Origin of the sequence: Streptomyces sp. bgisy159 (genome assembly GCF_965341775.1) — a bacterium.
GTDB lineage: Bacteria > Actinomycetota > Actinomycetes > Streptomycetales > Streptomycetaceae > Streptomyces.
The window spans coordinates 83,200-105,031 of record NZ_CBDQZH010000020.1 but is presented as its reverse complement, the minus strand read 5'-3'; the positions used below and the strand labels follow the sequence as shown (position 1 = coordinate 105,031).

17 protein-coding genes are annotated in these 21,832 nt (G+C 72.5%); 13 read left to right on the top strand and 4 right to left on the bottom strand.

Annotated elements, in window-relative coordinates:
• Positions 1-27: 27 nt before the first annotated feature.
• Positions 28-2,985 carry a tetratricopeptide repeat protein gene (locus tag ACSLTV_RS20495; protein WP_432155503.1) on the bottom strand — a complete coding sequence of 986 codons (2,958 nt, stop codon included), beginning with the start codon at positions 2,983-2,985 and terminating at the stop codon, positions 28-30.
• A complete protein-coding gene (locus tag ACSLTV_RS20490; protein ID WP_432155504.1) occupies positions 2,982-4,811 on the bottom strand; it encodes an HSP90 family protein in 1,830 nt (609 codons plus the stop codon). The genes ACSLTV_RS20495 and ACSLTV_RS20490 overlap by 4 nt, the downstream gene beginning before the upstream one ends.
• A 163-nt stretch (positions 4,812-4,974) precedes the next feature.
• On the opposite strand from ACSLTV_RS20490, the gene recG reads away from it, so the two are divergent.
• The 8 genes from recG (at position 4,975) to mutM (ending at position 12,417) form a co-directional block, all read left to right on the top strand.
• Positions 4,975-7,194, top strand: coding sequence for an ATP-dependent DNA helicase RecG (gene recG, locus ACSLTV_RS20485; protein ID WP_435612619.1), 2,220 nt, complete (start codon positions 4,975-4,977; stop codon positions 7,192-7,194).
• 173 nt (positions 7,195-7,367) lie between these two features.
• Entirely contained in the window at positions 7,368-7,952 is a 585-nt protein-coding gene (rsmD, locus tag ACSLTV_RS20480; protein ID WP_432138915.1) for a 16S rRNA (guanine(966)-N(2))-methyltransferase RsmD, read from the top strand.
• A 26-nt stretch (positions 7,953-7,978) separates the two neighbouring features.
• Positions 7,979-8,458: a pantetheine-phosphate adenylyltransferase gene (gene coaD / locus ACSLTV_RS20475; RefSeq protein ID WP_432138944.1), complete on the top strand. Its 480-nt coding sequence runs from the start codon at positions 7,979-7,981 to the stop codon at positions 8,456-8,458.
• Positions 8,459-8,515: 57 nt separating this feature from the next.
• The gene (locus tag ACSLTV_RS20470; protein WP_432138914.1) at positions 8,516-9,673 is read left to right on the top strand and encodes a cell division initiation protein; all 1,158 of its coding nucleotides are present in this window, start codon (positions 8,516-8,518) and stop codon (positions 9,671-9,673) included.
• Between the two features lie 144 nt (positions 9,674-9,817).
• Positions 9,818-10,465 (top strand): YceD family protein, encoded by a 648-nt coding sequence (locus tag ACSLTV_RS20465; RefSeq protein ID WP_432138913.1) that lies wholly within the window; start codon positions 9,818-9,820, stop codon positions 10,463-10,465.
• A gap of 2 nt (positions 10,466-10,467) precedes the next feature.
• Positions 10,468-10,641 (top strand): 50S ribosomal protein L32, encoded by a 174-nt coding sequence (rpmF, locus tag ACSLTV_RS20460; protein WP_003951102.1) that lies wholly within the window; start codon positions 10,468-10,470, stop codon positions 10,639-10,641.
• Between the two features lie 7 nt (positions 10,642-10,648).
• Positions 10,649-11,476, top strand: coding sequence for a ribonuclease III (rnc, locus tag ACSLTV_RS20455; protein ID WP_432138912.1), 828 nt, complete (start codon positions 10,649-10,651; stop codon positions 11,474-11,476).
• A gap of 80 nt (positions 11,477-11,556) precedes the next feature.
• Entirely contained in the window at positions 11,557-12,417 is an 861-nt protein-coding gene (mutM, locus tag ACSLTV_RS20450; RefSeq protein ID WP_435612618.1) for a bifunctional DNA-formamidopyrimidine glycosylase/DNA-(apurinic or apyrimidinic site) lyase, read from the top strand.
• Here the strand turns inward: mutM and ACSLTV_RS20445 are convergent.
• Positions 12,390-12,827: a winged helix-turn-helix transcriptional regulator gene (locus ACSLTV_RS20445; RefSeq protein WP_432138910.1), complete on the bottom strand. Its 438-nt coding sequence runs from the start codon at positions 12,825-12,827 to the stop codon at positions 12,390-12,392. The genes mutM and ACSLTV_RS20445 overlap by 28 nt on opposite strands.
• A gap of 161 nt (positions 12,828-12,988) precedes the next feature.
• On the opposite strand from ACSLTV_RS20445, the gene ACSLTV_RS20440 reads away from it, so the two are divergent.
• A complete protein-coding gene (locus tag ACSLTV_RS20440; RefSeq protein ID WP_435612617.1) occupies positions 12,989-13,579 on the top strand; it encodes a flavodoxin family protein in 591 nt (196 codons plus the stop codon).
• Positions 13,580-13,648: 69 nt separating this feature from the next.
• Here the strand turns inward: ACSLTV_RS20440 and ACSLTV_RS20435 are convergent, their stop codons facing one another.
• Positions 13,649-14,818, bottom strand: coding sequence for a CAP domain-containing protein (locus ACSLTV_RS20435; protein WP_435612626.1), 1,170 nt, complete (start codon positions 14,816-14,818; stop codon positions 13,649-13,651).
• A gap of 166 nt (positions 14,819-14,984) precedes the next feature.
• Between ACSLTV_RS20435 and ACSLTV_RS20430 the strand changes: the two genes are divergently transcribed.
• From ACSLTV_RS20430 to ACSLTV_RS20415, 4 genes are all read left to right on the top strand, one after another.
• Complete coding sequence (locus tag ACSLTV_RS20430; protein WP_432138908.1) at positions 14,985-15,266, top strand: acylphosphatase; 282 nt, start codon at positions 14,985-14,987, stop codon at positions 15,264-15,266.
• A 379-nt stretch (positions 15,267-15,645) separates the two neighbouring features.
• Positions 15,646-15,849 (top strand): hypothetical protein, encoded by a 204-nt coding sequence (locus ACSLTV_RS20425; RefSeq protein ID WP_031485142.1) that lies wholly within the window; start codon positions 15,646-15,648, stop codon positions 15,847-15,849.
• Between the two features lie 261 nt (positions 15,850-16,110).
• Positions 16,111-20,157, top strand: coding sequence for an AAA family ATPase (locus ACSLTV_RS20420; RefSeq protein ID WP_435612616.1), 4,047 nt, complete (start codon positions 16,111-16,113; stop codon positions 20,155-20,157).
• 228 nt (positions 20,158-20,385) lie between these two features.
• Positions 20,386-21,804 (top strand): sugar porter family MFS transporter, encoded by a 1,419-nt coding sequence (locus tag ACSLTV_RS20415; protein WP_432138906.1) that lies wholly within the window; start codon positions 20,386-20,388, stop codon positions 21,802-21,804.
• Positions 21,805-21,832 lie beyond the last annotated feature (28 nt).

Here is a 21,832-nt window from a genome sequence, read left to right as displayed (position 1 = left end):
GACGCCCCCGTGCAGGAGAGGGCCCCGTCAGCCGGCCTCCGGTTCCTCCGCCGTGGCCAGCAGCTGCTCCGCCTCGGCCCGGCGGGCCCGCGCCGGCTCGTCGTCGCCGGCCGGGTCGCCGTACGCCGCCAGCACCGCACGCGCGCGTGCCGCCGCCCGGGCGGGCCGCCCGAGGTCGGTCTCCAGCCAGCCGGCGGCCAGGTCCGCGCCGGTACGGGCGTGCACGGCGGCGCCGGCGAGCGGGGCGAAGACGGCCACCGCCTGCGCCATCTGCGACAGCGCCGCCTCCAGCGTCGCCCGGATGGACTCGTCGTCGGCGTCCTCGGCGGCGGAGCGGGCCAGCAGATCGCCGAACTGGCGGTGCGTGTGGCCGAGCTCCACCACCAGTGCCGGCCGCGCCTCCTCGTCGTCCCCCACCGCCCCCAGCGCGTCGGCGCACTCGCTCACGGCGCTCTCCATCAGCTCGCGCGCGTCCCGAGCGCCGTCCACGCCGGTGCCCAGTGCCAGCCACGCGCGGGCGCGCAGGGCGCGCACCACGCCGTGCGTGTGGCCCAGGGAGCGCCACAGGTCGCCCGCGCGCCGGTAGGCCTGCTCCGCCTCGGCGGGCATCCCCGCCTGGCCGAGGGAGTCGGCGGCGAGATGCGCCAGGGTGGCGTGGTCGTGCTGCTCGGGCCAGCGCCGGGCGATGTCCGCGGCCCGCAGCCGGTGCTCGGCGGCGGCCCGGTGCTCACCGAGCTCGCTCAGACAGTCCCCGAGCCACCACCGGGTCTGCACGACCGCACCGTCGCCGTGGCCGGCCGGGTCCAGGTCCGCCAGCGCGGACTCCAGCACCTCCGCGGCCTCGGCCCACCGGCCCTGCCGGAGCAGGAACCCGCCGAGCTGGTGCCGCGCCCACGCGCCGAGCGTCGGGCCCTCGCCCGCCTCGTCGGCCCAGTGCGCCGCCTCCAGGGCGTGCTCGGCGGCCTCCGCCCACTCACCCCGGCCGCCGACCACCTCGGCGAGCTGCAGATGCAGCTGAGCCCGTCCGACCGGCTCCAGATGGGCTCCGCCGTGCGTCAGGGCCGACCGCAGCGCCCGCTCCGCCTCCGCCGGGTCGCCGAGCTGATGGGCGAGACCGGCCAGCCGGGCCTCGTACTCCACGGCGAACCAGGCCACCCCGGCCTCGGTGAACTCCCGCGCGGACCGCCGGAACAGCTCCGCCCCGGACTCCGGGTCGCCCGACCGCACGGCCAGCTCGGCGAGCATGGCATGCCCCTCCGCGACCCGGGTCGCCAGCAGGACATCGCCGTCGACGCGCCCCTCGACCAGTGCCAGCAGCTCCCGCACGGCGGCCTCGGCCGGCGCGCCGGTCCGGGCCCCGCCGACCGTCCCGGCCCCGTCGGCCTGCGCCTCGTGGACCCGGCGCATCAGGATCCGGGCCCGGCCGATCAGCACCCCCGCCGCCTGCCGTACCCCCGTCCCGCCCTCGGCGTACAGCGCGAGGACCGCGTCGTACGGTTCGGCGACCGCCCGCAGCGCGCCGGGCACGTCCCCGCCGAGAGCGCGGACGTACGCCGCACGCGTGCGTGCGGCCAGCGCCTCGCCGGGGTCGCCGGCCTCCGCGTACAGGGCGGCGGCACGCTCGAAGGCCTCGGCGCCCTGTGTGCCCAGCCCCATCGCCTCGTGGTCGGCGATCTCCGCGCGGTCCCGCGCGTCCAGCACCACCCCGGCGGCCCCTTCGGCCGCCCGGGCCACCGCCGCCCAGGCCTCCACGGCGTTCGGCCGCAACCCGTCGGACAGCGCACGCGCCCGGGCCAGCAGCTCGCCGAGTTCACCTCCCGGGTCGGGCGCCACCGCCACCACCGGCGCCGTCGGCGCGGCCACCGGCGGCCGCGCCGCGCGCACGCCCAGCGGCAGCCGCTCCACCAGGGGCCGGCGCGCCATGCGCGCGCGTGCCCGCTCCCCGACGTGCGGTGTGGCGTTGCGCGCGTCGAAGCTGGCGGCCAGCGCGGACGCCTCCACGCGCGCGTGCGCGGCGAGTTCCCCCGCCGTCCAGGCCCGCCCCGCCGGCCCCGGCACGCGCTGTCCGGCCAGACCCAGCGCGCACAGCCGGTCCATCAGCAGCACGACCACGCTCAGGAACTCCAGCTTGCTGCGCGGATGCCCGTCGTCCGTGAAGTACGCCGGCCGCTGGGCCAGCAGCTCCAGGGCCCGCGCCTCGTTGCCGGTCAGCGCGCAGAACTCGACGTGGTCCGCGTACGCGGCGCGCATGCTCTCCATGGGCCGCACCAGCCGGAAGCCGCGCAGATGGTGCGCGCGGGCCTCCTCCGTACGGCCCAGGCGCAACAGGGGCACCAGCGACGACGCGAGCGCCGTGTGCGGCTCGTGCGCGCACGTGTAGGTTCCGTCCAGCACCGGCCCCCACAGCTCCAGGGCCTCCTCGTCACGGCCCTGCTCCGCCCGCCACCAGCCCTGCCCGTGCAGCTCGCACGCCAGGCAGTCGGCCATCTCGTCCCGGTCCGCCGCCAGCCAGGCGGCGAACGCCCGTTCGGCCCGCACTGCGTCCCCGACGTGCGCGGCCACACCGAACTCGGCACCGCGCACCGCCCGTTCGGAGTGCCCGGCGAGCCGGTAGCGGTGCTCCATCTCGCCGAGCCACTTCTCCACCGACGCCAGCGGGACGTGCGGCTGGTCGAGCATGCCGGCCGTCATCCACTTGAACACCCAGTGCAGCGAGTGCGCCTCGTATGCGTCGAAGTCCTCCGGCCGTTCGTCCCACATGCGCAGCAGCCGCGCGAAGGGGACGAACATCTTGTCCTTCTCGGAGCTGTAGTTGTACACCTTCAGCTGGTGCCCGAGCGCCTCGATCACCGCCAGCGGGACGTCCAGCCGCTCGGCCGCCGCCAGCAACTCCTCCGCGCGCGCGTTGCGCGCGGGGCCCTCCGGCTGCTCGGAGTTCTCCGCCATCGCCCGGCGCAGCGAGTCGAAGTCGGTGATCTCGCTCATCCCGGTCCCTCCTCGCCATGGGTGGCCCACTCCAGCAGACCGATGAACGCCCGGTTGAGCAGCGCCGAGTCCGCCGGCCGCAGGGGCCGCTGGGCCATCAGCAGCGCCTGCCCGTACAGCGCCTCCGTGGCCGTTCCGGCCAGCTCCGGGTCCGCCACCGAACTGATCCGCCGCACCAGCGGGTTGAGGTGGTTGAGCACCAGACGGGCGCGTGGTGCCTCGCCCCGCAGTGAGCCGAGGATGCCCGCCCACAGGTCGTCCGCCCGCGCCTCGGCCTCGGCCCGGGCCTGCTCATGGCGGGCCGCCCGGTCGTCCAGGTGCAGCGCCGGCACCGACAGGGGATGGAAGGAACGCAGCACCACGTCGCAGCCCAGCGGATCCAGCCGGGCCCGCGCGGCCGCCAGGAACCCCGACAGCGCCAGCTCCCGCGAGGGCTCGACGGGGTCCAGGTGCGCCGTCACGGTCTCCGCGTCCAGCTCCGCGACCACCGTGCCCGGCCGCGCGTCCGGCAGCGCCTCGACCAGCTCGCCGTCGTACGTGTAGCCGCCGTTGACCACGCCGATGCCCTGCGCCGAGGCGATCGGCGCGACCTGCCGGTACTCCTCCACGGTGCGCGTGAAGTGCACCACCGGGTGGCGGCGCGCGAACTCCTCCAGGGACAGCCGGCCGTCCGTCGTCTCGAACGGCAGCCACGGGAGCATCGTGCGCAGCATCTCCGCGTCATGCCGCGCCAGCGACTTCACGCCCAGGTGGTGCACCGCCAGGAACGCCGCCAGCCGCTCCGGATCGCCCGCCGCCAGCCCGGTCAGCCAGCCCCGGATCCGCTCGCCCAGAGCCTCCCGCACGGCGGCCAGCGTCTCGTCCTCGTACAGCGCCTCCCGGGACGCCGTCGGCCGCAGGCTGTCGGTGTCCAGCACGCAGCGCACGAAGAACGCCCAGTCGGGCAGCAGCTGTTCGGCACGCTCGGTCAGCAGCATGCCCTTCAGGTGCACCCGGTGCCCGGCCCGCTGAGCCGGGCTGACCGCCGACGGCAGCACGTACGCCACCCCGCTGATCCCCGCCACCGGTACCGACAGGTCGATCGAGTCCAAGGGGGTGAAGCCGAACAACTCGTGGCAGTGCCGGGCCAGCGCCACCCGACGGCCCGCCGGCGACGGGTACGCCCGGTCCCAGGGGGCCGGCAGCTCGGTCACCGCCTCCCCGTCCACCCGCACGTCGTACGGCAGCAGCGACCCGAAGTCCCGTGCCAGCGCCCGTACCCGGTCGGGCGCCAGCCACTCCCCGGCGCCCGCCCGCGCCACCAGGTGCACGGTGGTGCCGGGTTCGGTCCGCGCCTCCTCCGGCAGCGTCCGCACGGTGTACGAACCGTCGTCGCGTGCCGTCCACTCCACGGGAGGCGCCCCCGGGGTGCGCGCGCTGCGGCTGACCACCCGGATCCGCTCGGCGACCACGAAACAGGCCAGCAGCCCGATCCCGAACTGCCCGAGGAAGTCCGAGCGCGCCTCCCGCAGTCCGTCGGCCCGCTTGGAACTGCGGCCGATCGTCGCCAGCAGGTCGTGCACATCGGCCTCGGTCAGCCCGACGCCGGAGTCCTCCACCCGCAGCGCACCGCCCTCGGCGGCCAGCCGGACCCTGGCCGGAGCGTCGGGTTCCGCCGCCCGCCGGGCGGTGATGGCGTCCACGGCGTTCTGCAGCAGTTCGCGCAGGTAGACCTTGGGGCTGGAGTAGAGGTGATGGGAGAGCAGGTCCACCAGACCGCGCAGGTCGACCTGGAACGTATGGGGTGAAGGAGCTGACTGGGATGACTGTGAGGTCTGGGAGTCCATCGTCGCTGCGCCGGTGGGGGGCTCGGGACGGCGCGGGGTCGGGCGGTCCCGTGTGGGGCGGTGGCCGCGGGATGGCTGGAGCGGGCCATCCTAAGTCCGGAGCGACGCGCCTGACCAGGTCCTTCGACGGGCGTCTACGGGAATGTCAGTGCCGTGGTGTGCAATGGATCTCGTGCCCGCACTGGAACAACCACTGAAGAACGTGCTCGGCGCCGCCACCGCGAAGGTGATGGCCGAGCACCTCGGCCTGCACACCGTCGGCGACCTCCTCCACCACTACCCGCGCAGGTACGAGGAGCGCGGCCAGCTCACCCACCTCGCCGACCTCCCCATGAACGAGCACGTCACCGTGGTCGCCCAGGTCGCCGACGCCCGCCTGCACACCTTCGCCTCGGCCAAGGCGCCCCGGGGCAAGGGGCAGCGGCTGGAAGTCACCATCACCGACGGCAGCGGCCGCCTCCAGCTGGTCTTCTTCGGCCACGGCGTGCACAAACCCCACAAGGAGCTCCTGCCGGGCACCCGCGCGATGTTCGCGGGCAAGGTCTCCGTCTTCAACCGCCGCCTCCAACTCGCCCACCCCGCCTACGAACTGCTGCGCTCGGACACCGAGGAGACCGTCGAGAGCTGGGCCGGAGCCCTCATCCCCCTCTACCCGGCCACCGCCAAACTGGAGTCCTGGAAGATCGCCAAGGCCGTGCAGACGGTCCTGCCCAGCGCTCAGGAGGCCCTCGACCCGCTGCCCGGCACCCTGCGCCAGGGCCGCGCTCTGCTCCCCCTGCCCGAGGCCCTGCTCAAGATCCACCGCCCGCACACCAAGGCCGACATCGCCGCCGCCCGGGACCGCCTCAAGTGGGACGAGGCCTTCGTCCTCCAGGTCGCCCTCGCCCGCCGCCGTCACACCGACGCCCAACTTCCGGCGCTGCCGCGGACTCCCCGGCACGACGGCCTCCTGGCCGCCTTCGACGACCGCCTCCCCTTCACCCTCACGGACGGCCAGCGCAAGGTCTCGAAGGAGATCTTCGACGACCTGGCGACGGAGCACCCGATGCACCGCCTGCTGCAGGGCGAGGTCGGATCGGGAAAGACGATGGTCGCCCTTCGCGCCATGCTCGCCGTCGTCGACGCGGGCGGGCAGGCCGCCATGCTGGCGCCCACCGAGGTGCTCGCCCAGCAGCACCACCGGTCGATCGTGGAGATGATGGGTGAGCTGGCCGAGGGCGGCATGCTCGGTGGCTCCGAGCACGCCACCAAGGTGGTCCTGCTCACCGGGTCCATGGGGGCCGCCGCCCGTCGGCAGGCCCTGCTCGACCTGGTGACCGGCGAGGCCGGCATCGTGATCGGCACCCACGCGCTGATCGAGGACAAGGTGCGCTTCCACGACCTGGGCCTGGTCGTCGTCGACGAACAGCACCGCTTCGGTGTGGAACAGCGCGACGCACTGCGCGGCAAGGCACACTCCCCCGACGGGGAGAAGCGTTCCCCACACCTGCTGGTCATGACCGCCACGCCCATCCCGCGCACCGTAGCCATGACCGTCTTCGGCGACCTGGAGACCTCGGTCCTCGACCAGCTCCCGGCCGGCCGCTCACCCATCGCCAGCCATGTCGTCCCGGCCGCCGACAAACCGCACTTCCTGACCCGCGCCTGGGAGCGGGTGCGCGAGGAGGTGTCGAAGGGACATCAGGCGTACGTGGTCTGCCCGCGCATCGGCGACGAGGAGGACGCCGCCGGGAAGGGCCGCAAGTCCGCCGAGGACGAGGCCGAGAAGCGTCCCCCGCTCGCCGTGCTGGACGTCGCCGCCCAGCTGGCCGCCGGCCCGCTGCGGGGGCTTCGCGTCGAGGTGCTGCACGGCCGTATGGCCCCCGACGACAAGGACGCCGTCATGCGCCGCTTCGCCGCCGGCGACACCGACGTCCTGGTCGCCACCACCGTCATCGAGGTCGGCGTCAACGTGCCCAACGCCACCGTCATGGTGATCATGGACGGCGATCGCTTCGGCGTCTCCCAGCTGCACCAGCTGCGCGGCCGCGTGGGCCGCGGCTCCGCTCCCGGCCTCTGCCTCCTGGTCACCGAGATGCCCGAGGCCAGTGCCGCCCGCCGGCGCCTGGACGCCGTGGCCGCCACCCTCGACGGCTTCGAACTCTCCCGCATCGACCTGGAACAGCGCCGTGAGGGGGACGTCCTCGGCCAGGCCCAGTCCGGCGCCCGTTCCTCCCTGCGGGTCCTCACCGTGATCGACGACGAGGAGATCATCGCGCAGGCGCGGGAGGAGGCGACGGCGGTGGTGGCCTCGGATCCGGAGCTGACCTCCCTCCCCGGACTGAGGACGGCCCTGGACGCCCTCCTGGACGAGGAGAGGGAGCAGTACCTGGAGAAGGGGTGAGGGGCGAAGAGCCGAAGGGCTGAAGGGAACGAAGCACTGAAGGCAACGAAGGGCTGAAAGGGAACCAAGGGCTGAAGGGACGAAGCGGGCTGCGCTGGGAGAAGAGGTGAAGGAGAAGGCGTGACGGGGGCTGCCACACTTAGTCCGTAACCACCCACGACCAAGGACCGCAGATGACCCGCGTGATCGCCGGAGCAGCCGGTGGACGTCGCCTGGCCGTCCCGCCCGGGACCGGAACCCGCCCCACCTCCGACCGGGCCCGCGAAGGTCTCTTCTCCACGTGGCAGTCGCTCCTGGGCGGCCCGCTGGACGGCGACCGCGTCCTGGACCTCTACGCCGGCTCGGGTGCCGTAGGCCTGGAAGCCCTCTCCCGGGGCGCGGGCCACACCCTCCTGGTCGAGGCCGACGCCAGAGCGGCCCGCGTCATCCGGGACAACGTGCGCGGCCTCGGCCTGCCCGGCGCCGAGGTGCGCCACGGCAAGGCGGAACAGATCATCAGGACGCCGCCCCCGCACCCCTACGACCTCGTCTTCCTGGACCCCCCATATGCGGTCACAGACGACGATCTTCGGGAGATCCTGCTCACACTCCGCTCGGAGGGCTGGCTCGATAAGCAAGCGCTCGTCACCGTGGAGCGCAGCACCAGAGGCGGCGAATTCGCCTGGCCGGACGGTTTCGAACCGCTTCGCTCCCGTCGCTACGGCGAGGGAACGTTTTGGTACGGTCGCGCCGCCTCTACGTGCGAAGACGCACGATGACCGGACCGGAGAGCGAGGGATCACAAGTGCGCCGCGCCGTCTGCCCCGGGTCGTTCGACCCGATCACCAACGGACACCTCGACATCATCTCCCGCGCCTCCCGCCTCTACGACGAGGTGTACGTCGCGGTGATGATCAACAAGTCCAAGAAGGGCCTGTTCGAGATCGACGAGCGGATCGACCTGATCCGCCGGGTCACCGCCGACTACGGCAATGTGCGGGTGGAGGCCTTCCACGGCCTCCTCGTCGACTTCTGCAAGGAGCGCGACATCCCGGCCATCGTCAAGGGCCTGCGCGCCGTCAGCGACTTCGACTACGAGCTGCAGATGGCCCAGATGAACAACGGCCTGTCCGGTGTGGAGACCCTGTTCGTCCCCACCAACCCCACCTACAGCTTCCTGTCCTCCTCCCTCGTCAAGGAGGTGGCGACCTGGGGCGGCGACGTCTCCCACCTCGTCCCGCCGGCCGTGCTGGAGGCCCTGAACGCTCGCCTGAACGCGGACTGATGGGGCTACAGTCGTCCCGACCGTCTCCAACACAGCTGTAGAGAGTGGCGACACACGGTGGACGTGCAGAACAAGCTCGACGAGATCGTCTCCGCGATCTCCAGTGCCCGGTCGATGCCGATGTCGGCCTCGTGCGTGGTCAACCGCGCCGAACTGCTCTCGAAGCTGGAGGAGGTGCGGGCGGCCCTCCCCGACTCCCTCGCCCAGGCCCGGGAGCTGATCGGCGACCGCGAGCAGATGGTCCAGCAGGCCCGCCACGAGGCCGAGCAGATCATCGCCGGCGCGCACGCCGAGCGCGGCTCCCTGATCTCCGACACCGAGATCGCCCGCCGCTCCCAGGCGGAGGCGGACCGCATCCTCGCCGAGGCCCGCAAGGAGGCCGAGGACATCCGCGCGGAGGCCGACGAGTACGTCGACTCCAAGCTGGCCAACTTCGAGGTGGTCCTCACCAAGACCCTCGGCTCGGTCGGCCGCGGCCGCGAGAAACTGCTGGGCACCGGCCCGGCCCCGGACGAGCAGGGGTACGTGGACCCCGCGGAGGACGACGCCCCCGAGCGCAGCCACGACCCGGAGACCCTGCGCCGCGACGCCGACAGCTACGTCGACGCCAAGCTGGGCGCCTTCGAGGCGGTGCTGGCCAAGACCCTGGAGGCGGTCGGCCGCGGCCGGCAGAAGCTGCACGGCCGGATCGCCACCGACGACCTCGGTGCCCTCGCCGACGACACCACGACCTTCCAGCACTCCTCCGACGCCGACTACCTCGCAGACCTGGCCGCCCTCGCCGAGCAGGACGCCCCGGCCGAGCAGCCTCATCAACAGCCCCAGCAGCCCGGCTACGAGCCGCAGCCCGCGTACTCTCCCGCCCCCGGCTACGCCCCGGCGGGCGGCGACCCCGTCCCGCAGCAGCCCGACCCCTACGGCGCGGGCCAGGACGCGTACGCCTACCAGCAGGACGCCTACGGGTACCAGCAGGCCGACCCGTACGCCGCCACCGGCTACTCCCGGACGGGGGGCGCCTACCAGGGCTACGACACCCAGCAGGGCGGCTACGACACCCAGCAGGGCGGCTACGACCCCGGCCAGGCGCAGCAGGGCTACCCGCAGCAGCCCCACGTCCCGGCCCAGTCCAACGCGCTCGACGAGACCAGCCTCTTCGACACCAGCATGATCAGCGCCGAGCAGCTGCGCGCGTACGAGCAGGAACGCGGGCTCTGACCACGGCTTCGGGGCCCAGGGGCCGGATTGGGCTGTGAGCGAAAGCTCCAGTATCCTGGCTCTTCGGTCGCGTGTATGACCGCGATCAGCGCTGCCCCAGGACACCGGGCAGCGCGTCCCCGAGCTCGGAAACCGAAAGCAGGAATGGCTCTGAACGCCCACCTCGACCACCGCAACCCCCTCGTGTTCGACACACACGAGCTGGGGCGGCGTCCTGGTGCGCTGCAGCGCCTGACCCGCACGGTCGACGCCCCCAAGGATCTCGGGATCCAGGACGTCGTCGGGGTGCCGGAAGGCGCCCCGGTGGAGCTCGAACTCCGCCTGGAGTCGGTCATGGAAGGGGTGCTCGTCACAGGCACCGCCCGTGCACGCGCCGAGGGGGAGTGCGTAAGGTGTCTGGAGCCGCTTCAGCTCGACGTGGAAGCGGACTTCCAGGAGATGTTCTCGTACCCTGACGCCGACGACCGGGGCCGCGTCCACCACGCGGAACCGGGCGACGACGCCGAGGACGACGAGGACAGGCTCTTCCTTGAGGACGGACTTTTCGACCTCGAACCTCTGCTGCGCGATGCGGTGGTGCTCGCACTGCCGATGCAGCCGGTGTGCCAGGAAGACTGCCCGGGACTGTGCTCCGAGTGCGGAGAGCGGCTCGCGGACGACCCGGACCACCACCATGACGCCGCCGACATCCGTTGGGCGGCATTGCAGGGACTCGCCGGTTCACTCAAGGACGGCGAGAAGGACGAGTTGAGCGACGCCGAAGCCGGTGTCGACGAGAAGCAGGAGAAGTAGCCGTGGCTGTTCCGAAGCGGAAGATGTCGCGCAGCAACACGCGCCACCGCCGGTCGCAGTGGAAGGCTGCGGTCCCCACCCTGGTTGCGTGCGAGCGCTGCCACGAGCCCAAGCAGCAGCACATCGCGTGCCCGTCTTGCGGCACCTACAACAAGCGCCAGGTCCTCGAGGTCTGAGCGGCTGGTGAGAGGCACTGTGTCTGACGCGAAGGGTAGTCCCCGCCAACGCGGGGGTGGTCCGCAGGCCTCGTCCCACACAGTTCTGGAAGGGCGGCTCGGCTACCAGGTCGAGTCCGCCCTTCTGGTGCGAGCCCTGACCCACCGTTCCTACGCGTACGAGAACGGCGGTCTGCCGACGAACGAGCGGCTGGAGTTCCTCGGTGACTCCGTCCTCGGCCTCGTCGTCACCGACACGCTGTACCGAACCCACCCCGACCTGCCCGAGGGCCAGCTGGCCAAGCTGCGGGCCGCGGTGGTCAACTCACGTGCGCTCGCGGAGGTCGGTCGTGGTCTCGACCTGGGTTCCTTCATCCGGCTCGGCCGCGGTGAAGAGGGCACGGGCGGCCGGGACAAGGCATCCATCCTCGCCGACACCCTGGAAGCGGTGATCGGCGCGGTCTATCTCGACCGGGGTCTCGACGCGGCCTCCGAACTGGTGCACCGCCTGTTCGACCCGTTGATCGAGAAGTCCTCGAACCTCGGTGCCGGCCTGGACTGGAAGACCAGCCTCCAGGAACTCACCGCGACCGAAGGGCTCGGCGTCCCCGAGTACCTGGTCACGGAGACCGGCCCGGACCACGAGAAGACCTTCACTGCTGCCGCCCGCGTCGGAGGCGTCTCGTACGGCACCGGCACCGGCCGCAGCAAGAAGGAGGCGGAGCAGCAGGCCGCCGAGTCGGCCTGGCGGTCCATCCGCGCGGCCGCGGACGAACGCGCCAAGCAGGCGGCCGAGGCGGTCGCCGAGGCGGTCCCGTCTCCCGAGGGCGCCGACGAGGCCCCCGCCTCCGCCTGACACCCACAGCAGCATCCCGAGCGCCCGCCCCCTGCCCGGGGCGGGCGCTCGGCTCGTACACCGGTCGTCCCGGGGGAGCCATGCCCGAATTGCCTGAGGTCGAGGTCGTGCGGCGCGGTCTGGAGCGGTGGGTCGCCCACCGGACCGTCGCCGACGCCGAGGTGCTGCACCCGCGCGCCGTACGCCGTCACCTGGCCGGCGCCGACGACTTCGCCCACCGACTCCGGGGACACCGCATCGGCACGCCCGGCCGGCGCGGCAAGTACCTGTGGCTGCCGCTGGAGGACACCGACCAGGCGGTCCTGGCCCACCTCGGGATGAGCGGACAACTGCTGGTGCAACCGCGGGAGGCGCCCGCCGAGAAGCACCTGCGGATCCGGGTGCGGTTCGCGGACCTGCAGGGCACCGAGCTGCGCTTCGTCGACCAGCGCACCTTCGGCGGACTGTCCCTGCACGACACCACGCCCGACGGGCTGCCCGACGTCATCGCGCACATCGCGCGCGACCCCCTCGACCCGCTCTTCGACGACGAGGCGTTCCACCGGGCGCTGCGCCGCAGGCGTACGACGATCAAGCGGGCCCTGCTGGACCAGTCACTCATCAGCGGCGTCGGCAACATCTACGCGGACGAGGCGCTGTGGCGCTCCCGCCTGCACTACGAGCGCCCCACCGCGACCCTCACCCGCGCGCGCACCGCGGAACTGCTCGGCCACGTCAGGGACGTGATGAACGACGCCCTGTCCGTCGGCGGCACCAGCTTCGACAGCCTGTACGTCAACGTCAACGGCGAGTCCGGCTACTTCGACCGGTCACTGGACGCCTACGGACGCGAGGGTCTGCCGTGCCGGCGCTGCGGTACGCCGATGCGCCGCCGGGCCTGGATGAACCGGTCGAGCCACTTCTGCCCGAAGTGTCAGCGGGCGCCGCGCGTGGCGTCGTAGCGCTCCCGGGCGGCGAGGACGTCGTCCATGCGGCCCTCCACCAGGTGGATCAGACCCAGCAGCCGCTCGGTGACCTCCCGGCCCAGCGGCGTCAGTTCGTAGTCGACGCGCGGCGGGTTGGTCGGCTGGGCCTCGCGGTGCACCAGGCCGTCGCGCTCCAGGGCCTGCAGCGTCTGGGAGAGCATCTTCTCGCTCACGCCGTCGACGCGGCGCCGCAGCTCGTTGAAGCGCAGCGCCCCCTCATGCAGCGCGCCGAGCGTCAGCCCGCCCCAGCGGCCGGTGACGTGCTCCAGCGTGCCGCGCGACGGGCAGGCCTTGGCGAACACGTTGTACGGCAGTTCCTGCTCCGGCGTGCGCTCCTGCTCGGGCGAGCCTTCCCGCTCCGGTGTGCGTTCCCGCGAGGTGGTCATGACGTCAGCGTACTCGACGGCAGCGCTAACTTTCGGGTTGCACTAACCAAAAGTTAGTGCTTTCCTTTTGCTCGTGCCGATGAGTCGCGGCCCCGCCGCGCCCCGCTCGTTCCGGCTGCCGTTTCCCCGTTCACTTCGCTGCCGCCCGAGGAGTACCCACCGTGAACACCCCTGTCGTCGCCATCGCCCACCACTCCGGCTTCGGCCACACCGCCGTCCTCGCCGAGGCCGTCCTCGCCGGAGCCCGGGACGCCGGTGCCGAGGTGCACATGATCAAGGTCGACGAGATCACCGAGGAGCAGTGGGAGCTGCTGGACCGCGCCGACGCGATCGTCTTCGGCTCGCCCACCTACATGGGCACCGCGTCCGGCGCCTTCCACGTCTTCGCCGAGGCCACCTCCAAGCGCTGGGCCACCCAGGCGTGGAAGGACAAGCTCGCCGCCGGCTTCACCAACTCCGCCTCCAAGAGCGGCGACAAGCTGCACACCCTGCAGTTCTTCCAGACGCTCGCCGCGCAGCTCGGCATGCACTGGGTCAACCTGGGGCTGCTGCCCGGCTGGAACAGCAGCACGGCCTCCGAGAACGACCTCAACCGCCTCGGCTTCTTCTCCGGCGCCGCGGCTCAGACCAACGCCGACGAGGGCCCGGAGGCCGTCCACAAGGCCGACGCCGCCACTGCCGAACACCTGGGCCGCCGGGTCACCGAGACGGCGAAGGTCCTCATCCTCGGCCGGGCGGCGACGGCGGCCTGACCACCCGGCGGGCCGCCGGACGGCGGTCCCGGTGACCTCGGCGATCGAGGACTTCGGAGCTCGAAGTCCTCAGTAGCCGAAGTCCTGGGTCCACCACGGCCCGCCCGAGCCGAAGTGGACGCCGACGCCGAGGGTCTTGAAGTCGCAGTTCAGGATGTTGGCGCGGTGGCCGGGGCTGTTCATCCAGGCCTCCATGACCGCGGCGGCGTCCGCCTGGCCGCGGGCGATGTTCTCGCCGCCCATGCCCGAGACGCCGGCCTTCTCGGCGCGGTCCCAGGGCGTGTTGCCGTCGGGGTCGGTGTGGTCGAAGAAGCCGCGCGCGGCCATGTCCTCGCTGAAGGCCTGGGCCAGCTGGGCGAGGGCGCTGTTCGCGGAGACCGCGCTGCAGCCGACCTTGGCCCGCTCCTCGTTCACGAGCCGCAGCACTTCGGCCGCCGCCTGGTCCTCCGCCGAGACGGCGAAAGCCGTGCCGGGCTGCGTCTGCGGAGCCTTGGTGGCCGTCCGGGAAGGCGTCGGCGTCGGGGTCGGCTTCGGTGCCGGGGGCTTCGTCGGGGTCAGCGACGGCTTCACCGAGACGGTCCCGCTCGGGGTCGCCGAGGCCGACGCCGACGCCGACGGTGAGGGCGAGGCCGACGGAGAGGCCGAACGGCCGGTGCCCGGGCCGGCGGTCCGCGTCGTCGTGGGGCGTTCGACGGAGCCGGAGGTGCCGCCCTGTTCCGAGGCCGAGTTCGACGGCGCGTCCCCGGCCCTGACCTCCTCGCCGGTGCTGGTACTGCCGCCGAGCCGGTAGTTGTCCAGGCCGGGCACCACACCGGTGGCGACGGCCACCGTACCCAGGGCGACCGCGGCGGAGACGCCGAGCAGGCCCGTCCTGACGGGGGTCGCCGTCTTCCTGCGGCGCCGGTGCCCGCCCGCCGGGCGGCCGTCGCCGTCGACGACGGGGAGCACGGCCGTCCGTGCGGTGTCCCGGCCGTCGTCCGGGAAGAAGGCGTTCCCGGCGGGGGCGGCGGGGGAGTCCTCGGTCGAGCCCTCGGTCGAGAAGAGGTACTGCTCGCTCCGGGCGTTGGCGTCGGCGTACGCCTGCTGGTGCGGATACGGTGCGACGCCCCTCGCGGTGTGCTCGCCTCCGTACGGCTCGCCGGCCGCGGGGGTCGGTATGAACGGGCCGTCCGGCCGGCCGGCGCCCGTGGCACGGTCCGTGGCGGCGCGGCCGGCGTCGGAGCGTCGGTGGCGTCCCATGTCCTGGCCTTCCTCGTCCTCGTCCTGGTGGTCGACGCGTCCCCCACGGTCAACGCGACTCACTCGAAGGAGTGAGTTTCATATGAGATGCATTGGGTGGGGACGGTACCGCATGGCACGAGGGGAGGAAGTGTCCCGAGGGACATCGGCCGGTTAGGTTGCAGCCATGAGCGAGGATGCACGGCTGGTCGCCTGGGTGCGCGGACATGTCCAAGGTGTGGGTTTCCGCTGGTTCACGCGGGCGAAAGCGCTTGAGATCGGCGGCCTGAGTGGTTTTGCTCTCAATTTGGCCGACGGGCGCGTCCAAGTGGTCGCCGAGGGTCCGCGAACCGGCTGCGAGGGTCTCCTGGAGTGGCTTCAGAGTGACGACACGCCCGGCCGCGTGGAGGGTGTCACAGAGATCTGGGACACACCTCGCGGCGGCTACGAGGGTTTCGCGATCCGCTGAGCCCGCCGCCGTCCCGGTCGGCCCGGAAGGGTGCGGACTATGCCAAGGGCAACCAGGCCGGGAGAAAGGAGCAGGTGGTTGCCGAGAAGAGCTTGCGGTGGCGCGCTCCGCACGCAAGGATGATCGCCACGCCCCGGGGGTCCCGCAGGAGTCGCAGCGTGCCGTGTCAGGCCGCGCGCAGCAGGGTTGCCCGCCAATACGGGGCGTGATCGTGTTGACCGTCAAACTTTTTGGTGAGACGCTGAAAGTACCCCGCGCACCCAGCTGTTTGGCATGGATGAACGGCAGCACGAACAAGATCCTGCCAAGCACCGCGGGTGCGAATCCCTCACGACCCACACCGCATCGGTCGGTCACTCATTGTGGAGGACCATCCATCATGGCAAAGGCGCTTCTCGGTTACGTCGGCGGCTCCGACCCGCGACTCCTCGCCGAGATGCGACGGCTCCAGCAGCGCGTCCAGGACCTGGAATCCGAACTCGTAAGGATCCAGGCCGAGAAGGACGCCCTTCAGGCTGCCGCTTCTCACGACAGGATCATGGAGAGCATCGACGCACACCAGGCGGAGCCTGCGCTCACCTGATCGCTGCACCGCTCCCCACAGCGCTCGCAGCGGCTGTGTCTGTCCGTATCAACCGCGTCGAACCGCTTGGCCGTCAGAGTTGCAAGGGACGCTTCGGCGTCCCTTCTTTCTTGCCCGCCTCCCCCGGTGCCCTGACCGGCGACCCGCCTCGTTGCCCCGCGCACCTTTCAGTCTCTTTAACGAGTGGTGTGCCCTGGACGTTCAAGGGTGAAACTACCGGTTCACGCCGTGAGACGACCCCGGGAGGTAAAGTCCGACGGCGTGCACCTCAAGGCCCTGACCCTCCGCGGCTTCAAGTCGTTCGCCTCGGCCACCACCCTCCGGTTCGAGCCGGGTATCACCTGCGTCGTCGGCCCGAACGGTTCGGGCAAGTCCAACGTCGTGGACGCGCTCAGCTGGGTCATGGGCGAGCAGGGCGCCAAGTCGCTGCGCGGCGGGAAGATGGAGGACGTCATCTTCGCCGGCACCACCGGCCGCCCGCCGCTGGGCCGCGCCGAGGTGTCCCTGACCATCGACAACTCCGACGGCGCGCTGCCCATCGAGTACGCCGAGGTCACCATCACGCGGATCATGTTCCGCAACGGCGGCAGCGAGTACCAGATCAACGGTGAGACCTGCCGGCTGCTCGACATCCAGGAACTGCTCAGCGACTCCGGCATCGGCCGCGAGATGCACGTCATCGTCGGCCAGGGGCAGCTCGACTCCGTCCTGCACGCGGACCCGATGGGCCGCCGCGCCTTCATCGAGGAGGCCGCCGGTGTGCTCAAGCACCGCAAGCGCAAGGAGAAGGCACTCCGCAAGCTCGACGCGATGCAGGCCAACCTCGCGCGCGTGCAGGACCTGACCGACGAACTGCGCCGGCAGCTCAAGCCGCTCGGCCGCCAGGCCGCCGTGGCGCGCCGGGCCGCCGTGATCCAGGCCGACCTGCGCGACGCCCGGCTGCGCCTGCTCGCCGACGATCTCGTACGCCTGCGGGAGGCGCTGCGGGCCGAGATCGCCGACGAGGCCGCGCTCAAGGAGCGCAAGGAGGCCGCCGAGGAGGAGCTGCGCAAGGCCCTGCGTCGGGAGGCCCTGCTGGAGGACCAGGTCCGCCGGCTCACCCCGCGCCTCCAGCGCGCCCAGCAGACCTGGTACGAGCTCTCCCAGCTCGCCGAACGCGTCCGGGGCACCATCTCGCTCGCCGACGCGCGCGTGAAGAGTGCCACCTCCGCGCCGCCCGACGAGCGGCGCGGGCGCGACCCCGAGGACCTGGAACGCGAGGCCGCCCGCGTCCGCGAGCAGGAGGCAGAACTGGAGGCCGCCCTGGAGGCGGCCCGGCGCGCCCTCGACGACACCGTGGCCCACCGCGCCGAACTGGAGCGCGAACTCGCCGCGGAGGAAAGGCGGTTGAGGGATGTCGCGCGCGCCATCGCCGACCGGCGCGAGGGACTGGCCCGGCTCAGCGGGCAGGTGAACGCGGCCCGCTCGCGCGCGGCCTCCGCGCAGGCCGAGATCGACCGGCTCGCCGCGGCGCGCGACGAGGCGCAGGAACGTGCCGTCGCCGCGCAGGAGGAGTACGAGGCGCTCAAGGCCGAGGTCGACGGCCTCGACGCCGACGACGCGGACCTCGCCGAACGGCACGACGCGGCCAAGCGGCGGCTCAGCGAGGCCGAGGCCGCCCTCACCGCCGCCCGCGAGGCGGCCGGCGCGGCGGAGCGCCGGCGTGCCGCCACCCAGGCCCGCCACGACACCCTTGCGCTGGGGCTGCGCCGCAAGGACGGAACGGGCGCGCTGCTCGCGGCGCGGGACCGGCTGACCGGCCTGCTGGGTCCGGCGGCCGAACTGCTCACGGTGACCCCGGGATACGAGGTCCCCCTCGCCGCCGCCTTCGGCGCCGCCGCCGACGCCGTCGCAGTCGCCACACCCGCCGGTGCCGCCGAGGCCCTCCGCCTCCTGCGCAAACAGGACGCGGGCCGGGCGACCCTCCTCCTGGCGGGCGCGCCGGAGGAGCCGGGGCAGAGCCCGGCGACCGCGGAACGCGAGTCGGCGAGGGGCGCCGGCGAACGCGTTCCGGCCGAGCCACCGGAGCCGACCGCCGCCGCCCCGCATGACTCGGCCGTCGCCGCCCGGCACCACTCGGCCCTCGCCACCGGGTCGACGAACCTCTCGCGAGACGGATCGGCCCCCGACCGAGACGGATCGGCCCCCGCCACCGCCGGGCCGCCCGGTGCCCGACCACCGGGGCGGGCCGCCGCGTCCGCCGTCGGCTCGGCCGGCATCGAGTCGCCGGGGTCGTCGGGCACCGCCATCGCCGGCTCGACCGGCGCCGAGTCGCCGAGGGCGTCGGCCGCGTCCGCCGCCGGCTCGCGCGCCATCGAGCCGCCGGGGTCGCCGGCCGCCTCCACCACCGGTTCGGCCGCCGCCGAGTCGCCGGGGCCGGTAGCCACTCCCACTGTCGGCCCGGCCGACCGCCCGCCCACCGGGGCCTCCTCCGCGGGCCCCGCCTCAGGCAGTCCTCGTACGTTCGCCGCCGGCCTGGTCCGGGGCCCTGCAGAGCTCATGCCCGCCGTGCGGCGGCTGCTGCGGGATGTCGTCGTGGTCGGGACGCTGGAGGAGGCCGAGGAGGTGGTCTACGCGGAGCCGTCGCTGACGGCGGTCACCGCGGACGGCGATCTGCTGGGTGCGCATGTCGCCCACGGCGGGTCGGCCGGGGCGCCCAGCCTGCTGGAGGTGCAGGCGTCCGTCGACGAGGCCGCCGCCGAGCTGGCCGAGCTGGCCGTACGGTGCGAGGAGCTGAGCGAGGCGCAGCGCGCGGAGGGGGAGCGGCGCGCCGAGGCCGCCGCGCTCGTGGAGGAGTTGACGGAGCGGCGCCGGGCCGCCGACCGGGAGAAGTCGGCGGTCGCGCAGCGGCTCGGGCGGCTCGCCGGACAGGCGCGCGGTGCGGCCGGCGAGGCCGAGCGGTCCGTCGCGGCCGCCGCACGGGCACAGGAAGCGCTCGACCGGGCTCTCGAAGAGGTCGAGGAACTCGCCGAACGGCTGGCCGTCGCCGAGGAGAGCGCCCCGGCGGGCGAGGGCGCGGAAGAGCCCGACACCTCGGCGCGGGACCGGCTCGCCGCCGACGGCGCCAACGCCCGGCAGACCGAGATGGAGGCGCGCCTGCAGGTCCGTACCCACGAGGAACGGGTCAAGGGGCTCGCCGGCCGCGCCGACTCGCTCGACCGGGCCGCGCGCGCGGAACGCGAGGCACGCGCGCGTGCCGAGCAGCGGCGGGCCCGGCTGCGCCACGAGGCCTCGGTGGCCGAGGCCGTGGCCTCCGGCTCCCGGCAGCTGCTGGCACACGTCGAGGTGTCACTGGAGCGTGCCGACCGGGAGCGGGGCGCCGCCGAGGCGGCCAAGGCACGCCACGAGCGGGAACTGGCCGCCGCCCGCACCGCGGGGCGCGACCTGAAGGCGGAGCTCGACAAGCTCACCGACTCCGTGCACCGCGGTGAGGTGCTCGGCGCCGAGAAGCGGCTGCGGATCGAGCAGCTGGAGACGAAGGCGCTGGAGGAACTGGGCGTGGAGCCCGCCGGGCTCGTCTCCGAGTACGGCCCGCACCAGCTGGTGCCGCCCTCCCTGCCGGCCGAGGGGGAACAGCTCCCCGAGGATCCGGAGCACCCGCGCAACCGGCCGAGGCCGTTCGTCCGGACCGAGCAGGAGAAGCGGCTGCGGTCGGCCGAACGGGCGTACCAGCAGCTCGGAAAGGTGAATCCGCTCGCTCTTGAGGAGTTCGCGGCCTTGGAGGAGCGCCATCAGTTCCTCAGCGAGCAGCTGGAGGACCTGAAGAAGACCCGCGCCGACCTGCTGCAGGTGGTGAAGGAGGTCGACGAACGGGTCGAGCAGGTCTTCACCGAGGCCTACCGGGACACCGCCCGTGAGTTCGAGGGCGTGTTCAGTCGGCTCTTCCCCGGGGGCGAGGGGCGGCTGGTCCTGACCGACCCGGACCACATGCTCACCACCGGAGTGGACGTCGAGGCGCGGCCGCCGGGCAAGAAGGTCAAGCGGCTCAGCCTGCTCTCGGGCGGCGAGCGGTCGCTGACGGCCGTGGCCCTGCTGGTGTCGATCTTCAAGGCCCGCCCCAGCCCGTTCTACGTCATGGACGAGGTCGAGGCCGCCCTCGACGACACCAACCTGCAGCGGCTGATCCGCATCATGGAGGAGCTGCAGGAGTCCTCGCAGCTGATCGTCATCACCCACCAGAAGCGGACCATGGAGGTCGCCGACGCGCTGTACGGCGTGTCCATGCAGGGTGACGGCGTGTCGAAGGTGATCAGTCAGCGCCTGCGCTGATCCTCACGCCTTCCCCTTCCCCTTCCCTCGTTCGTTCAAGTTTTGAACTCAAACGCCAGCTGTGATGCCATTTACGTCACATCTCTGAGCACTTGATTTCGGAACTTGAAGACATAGGCTCGGCCGCGTTGTATTTACCTTCAGTTGGTGGTCGGCGGTATGCCGTGCCCCACTGGGGGGACTCACCCCCACGCGCCGGCGGCGTTGCCGGTGGCCCGAGGAGTTCACGTGACCAGCACAGCGCAGTCAGCCAGGACAGCAGCCAGGGTGGCTCCGCCCGATCACCTCGGGCACGTCATCTTCATCGCGGCGGCGGCCGCGATGGGCGGCTTCCTCTTCGGTTACGACAGCGCCGTGATCAACGGCGCCGTCGAGGCGATCCGGGGCCGCTACGACATCGGTTCCGCCGCGCTGGCCCAGGTCATCGCCATCGCCCTGATCGGCTGCGCCATCGGCGCCGCGACCGCCGGCCGGATCGCCGACCGTATCGGCCGGATCCGCGTGATGCAGATCGCCGCCGTGCTGTTCGCGGTCAGCGCCGTCGGCTCCGCGCTCCCGTTCGCCCTGTGGGATCTCGCCCTGTGGCGCGTCGTCGGCGGCTTCGCCATCGGTATGGCCTCCGTCATCGGCCCGGCCTACATCGCCGAGGTCGCCCCGCCCGCCTACCGGGGCCGCCTCGGCTCCTTCCAGCAGGCTGCCATCGTCGTGGGCATCGCCATCTCGCAGCTGGTCAACTGGGGCCTGCTCAACGCCGCCGGCGGCGACCAGCGCGGCACCCTGATGGGCCTGGAGGCCTGGCAGGTCATGCTCGGCGTCATGGTGATCCCGGCCGTCCTCTACGGCCTGCTCTCCTTCGCCATCCCCGAGTCCCCCCGCTTCCTTCTCTCCGTCGGCCGGCGCGAGCGCGCACGCGAGATCCTCGCCGAGGTCGAGGGCGAGGACATCGACCTCGACGCGCGCGTCGCCGAGATCGAGCACGCGATGAAGAGCGAGCACAGGTCCACCTTCAAGGACCTGCTCGGCGGCACCTTCTTCTTCAAGCCGGTCGTCTGGGTCGGTATCGGCCTGTCGGTCTTCCAGCAGTTCGTCGGCATCAACGTCGCGTTCTACTACTCCTCGACGCTGTGGCAGTCGGTCGGCGTCGACCCGACGGACTCGTTCTTCTACTCCTTCACCACGTCGATCATCAACATCGTCGGCACCGTCGTCGCGATGATCTTCGTGGACCGCGTCGGCCGCCGCCCGCTCGCCATCATCGGCTCGGTCGGCATGGTGGCCGGCCTCGCCCTGGAGGCATGGGCCTTCTCCTTCGACCTGGTCGACGGCAAGCTCCCGGCCGCCCAGGGGTGGACCGCCCTGATCGCGGCCCACGTCTTCGTCCTCTTCTTCGCCCTGTCCTGGGGCGTGGTCGTCTGGGTCATGCTCGGCGAGATGTTCCCGAACCGGATCCGCGCCGCCGCCCTGGGCGTGGCCGCCGCCGCGCAGTGGATCGCCAACTGGGCCATCACCGCGAGCTTCCCCTCACTGGCCGACTGGAACCTCTCCACGACCTACGTGATCTACACGGTCTGCGCGGCGCTCTCCGTGCCGTTCGTCCTGAAGTTCGTCAAGGAGACCAAGGGCAAGACGCTGGAGGAGATGGGCTGACCACCCCCGTGAACTCGAGGATCCGGGC

What these genes read in the sequence shown, in the direction of transcription:
- ACSLTV_RS20495 (WP_432155503.1), bottom strand. Translation starts at nt 2,985, where the DNA reads ATGAGCGAGATCACCGACTTCGACTCGCTGCGCCGGGCGATGGCGGAG.
- ACSLTV_RS20490 (WP_432155504.1), bottom strand. Translation starts at nt 4,811, where the DNA reads ATGGACTCCCAGACCTCACAGTCATCCCAGTCAGCTCCTTCACCCCAT.
- recG (WP_435612619.1), top strand. Translation starts at nt 4,975, where the DNA reads ATGGATCTCGTGCCCGCACTGGAACAACCACTGAAGAACGTGCTCGGC.
- rsmD (WP_432138915.1), top strand. Translation starts at nt 7,368, where the DNA reads ATGACCCGCGTGATCGCCGGAGCAGCCGGTGGACGTCGCCTGGCCGTC.
- ACSLTV_RS20465 (WP_432138913.1), top strand. Translation starts at nt 9,818, where the DNA reads ATGGCTCTGAACGCCCACCTCGACCACCGCAACCCCCTCGTGTTCGAC.
- mutM (WP_435612618.1), top strand. Translation starts at nt 11,557, where the DNA reads ATGCCCGAATTGCCTGAGGTCGAGGTCGTGCGGCGCGGTCTGGAGCGG.
- ACSLTV_RS20445 (WP_432138910.1), bottom strand. Translation starts at nt 12,827, where the DNA reads ATGACCACCTCGCGGGAACGCACACCGGAGCGGGAAGGCTCGCCCGAG.
- ACSLTV_RS20435 (WP_435612626.1), bottom strand. Translation starts at nt 14,818, where the DNA reads ATGGGACGCCACCGACGCTCCGACGCCGGCCGCGCCGCCACGGACCGT.
- ACSLTV_RS20430 (WP_432138908.1), top strand. Translation starts at nt 14,985, where the DNA reads ATGAGCGAGGATGCACGGCTGGTCGCCTGGGTGCGCGGACATGTCCAA.
- ACSLTV_RS20425 (WP_031485142.1), top strand. Translation starts at nt 15,646, where the DNA reads ATGGCAAAGGCGCTTCTCGGTTACGTCGGCGGCTCCGACCCGCGACTC.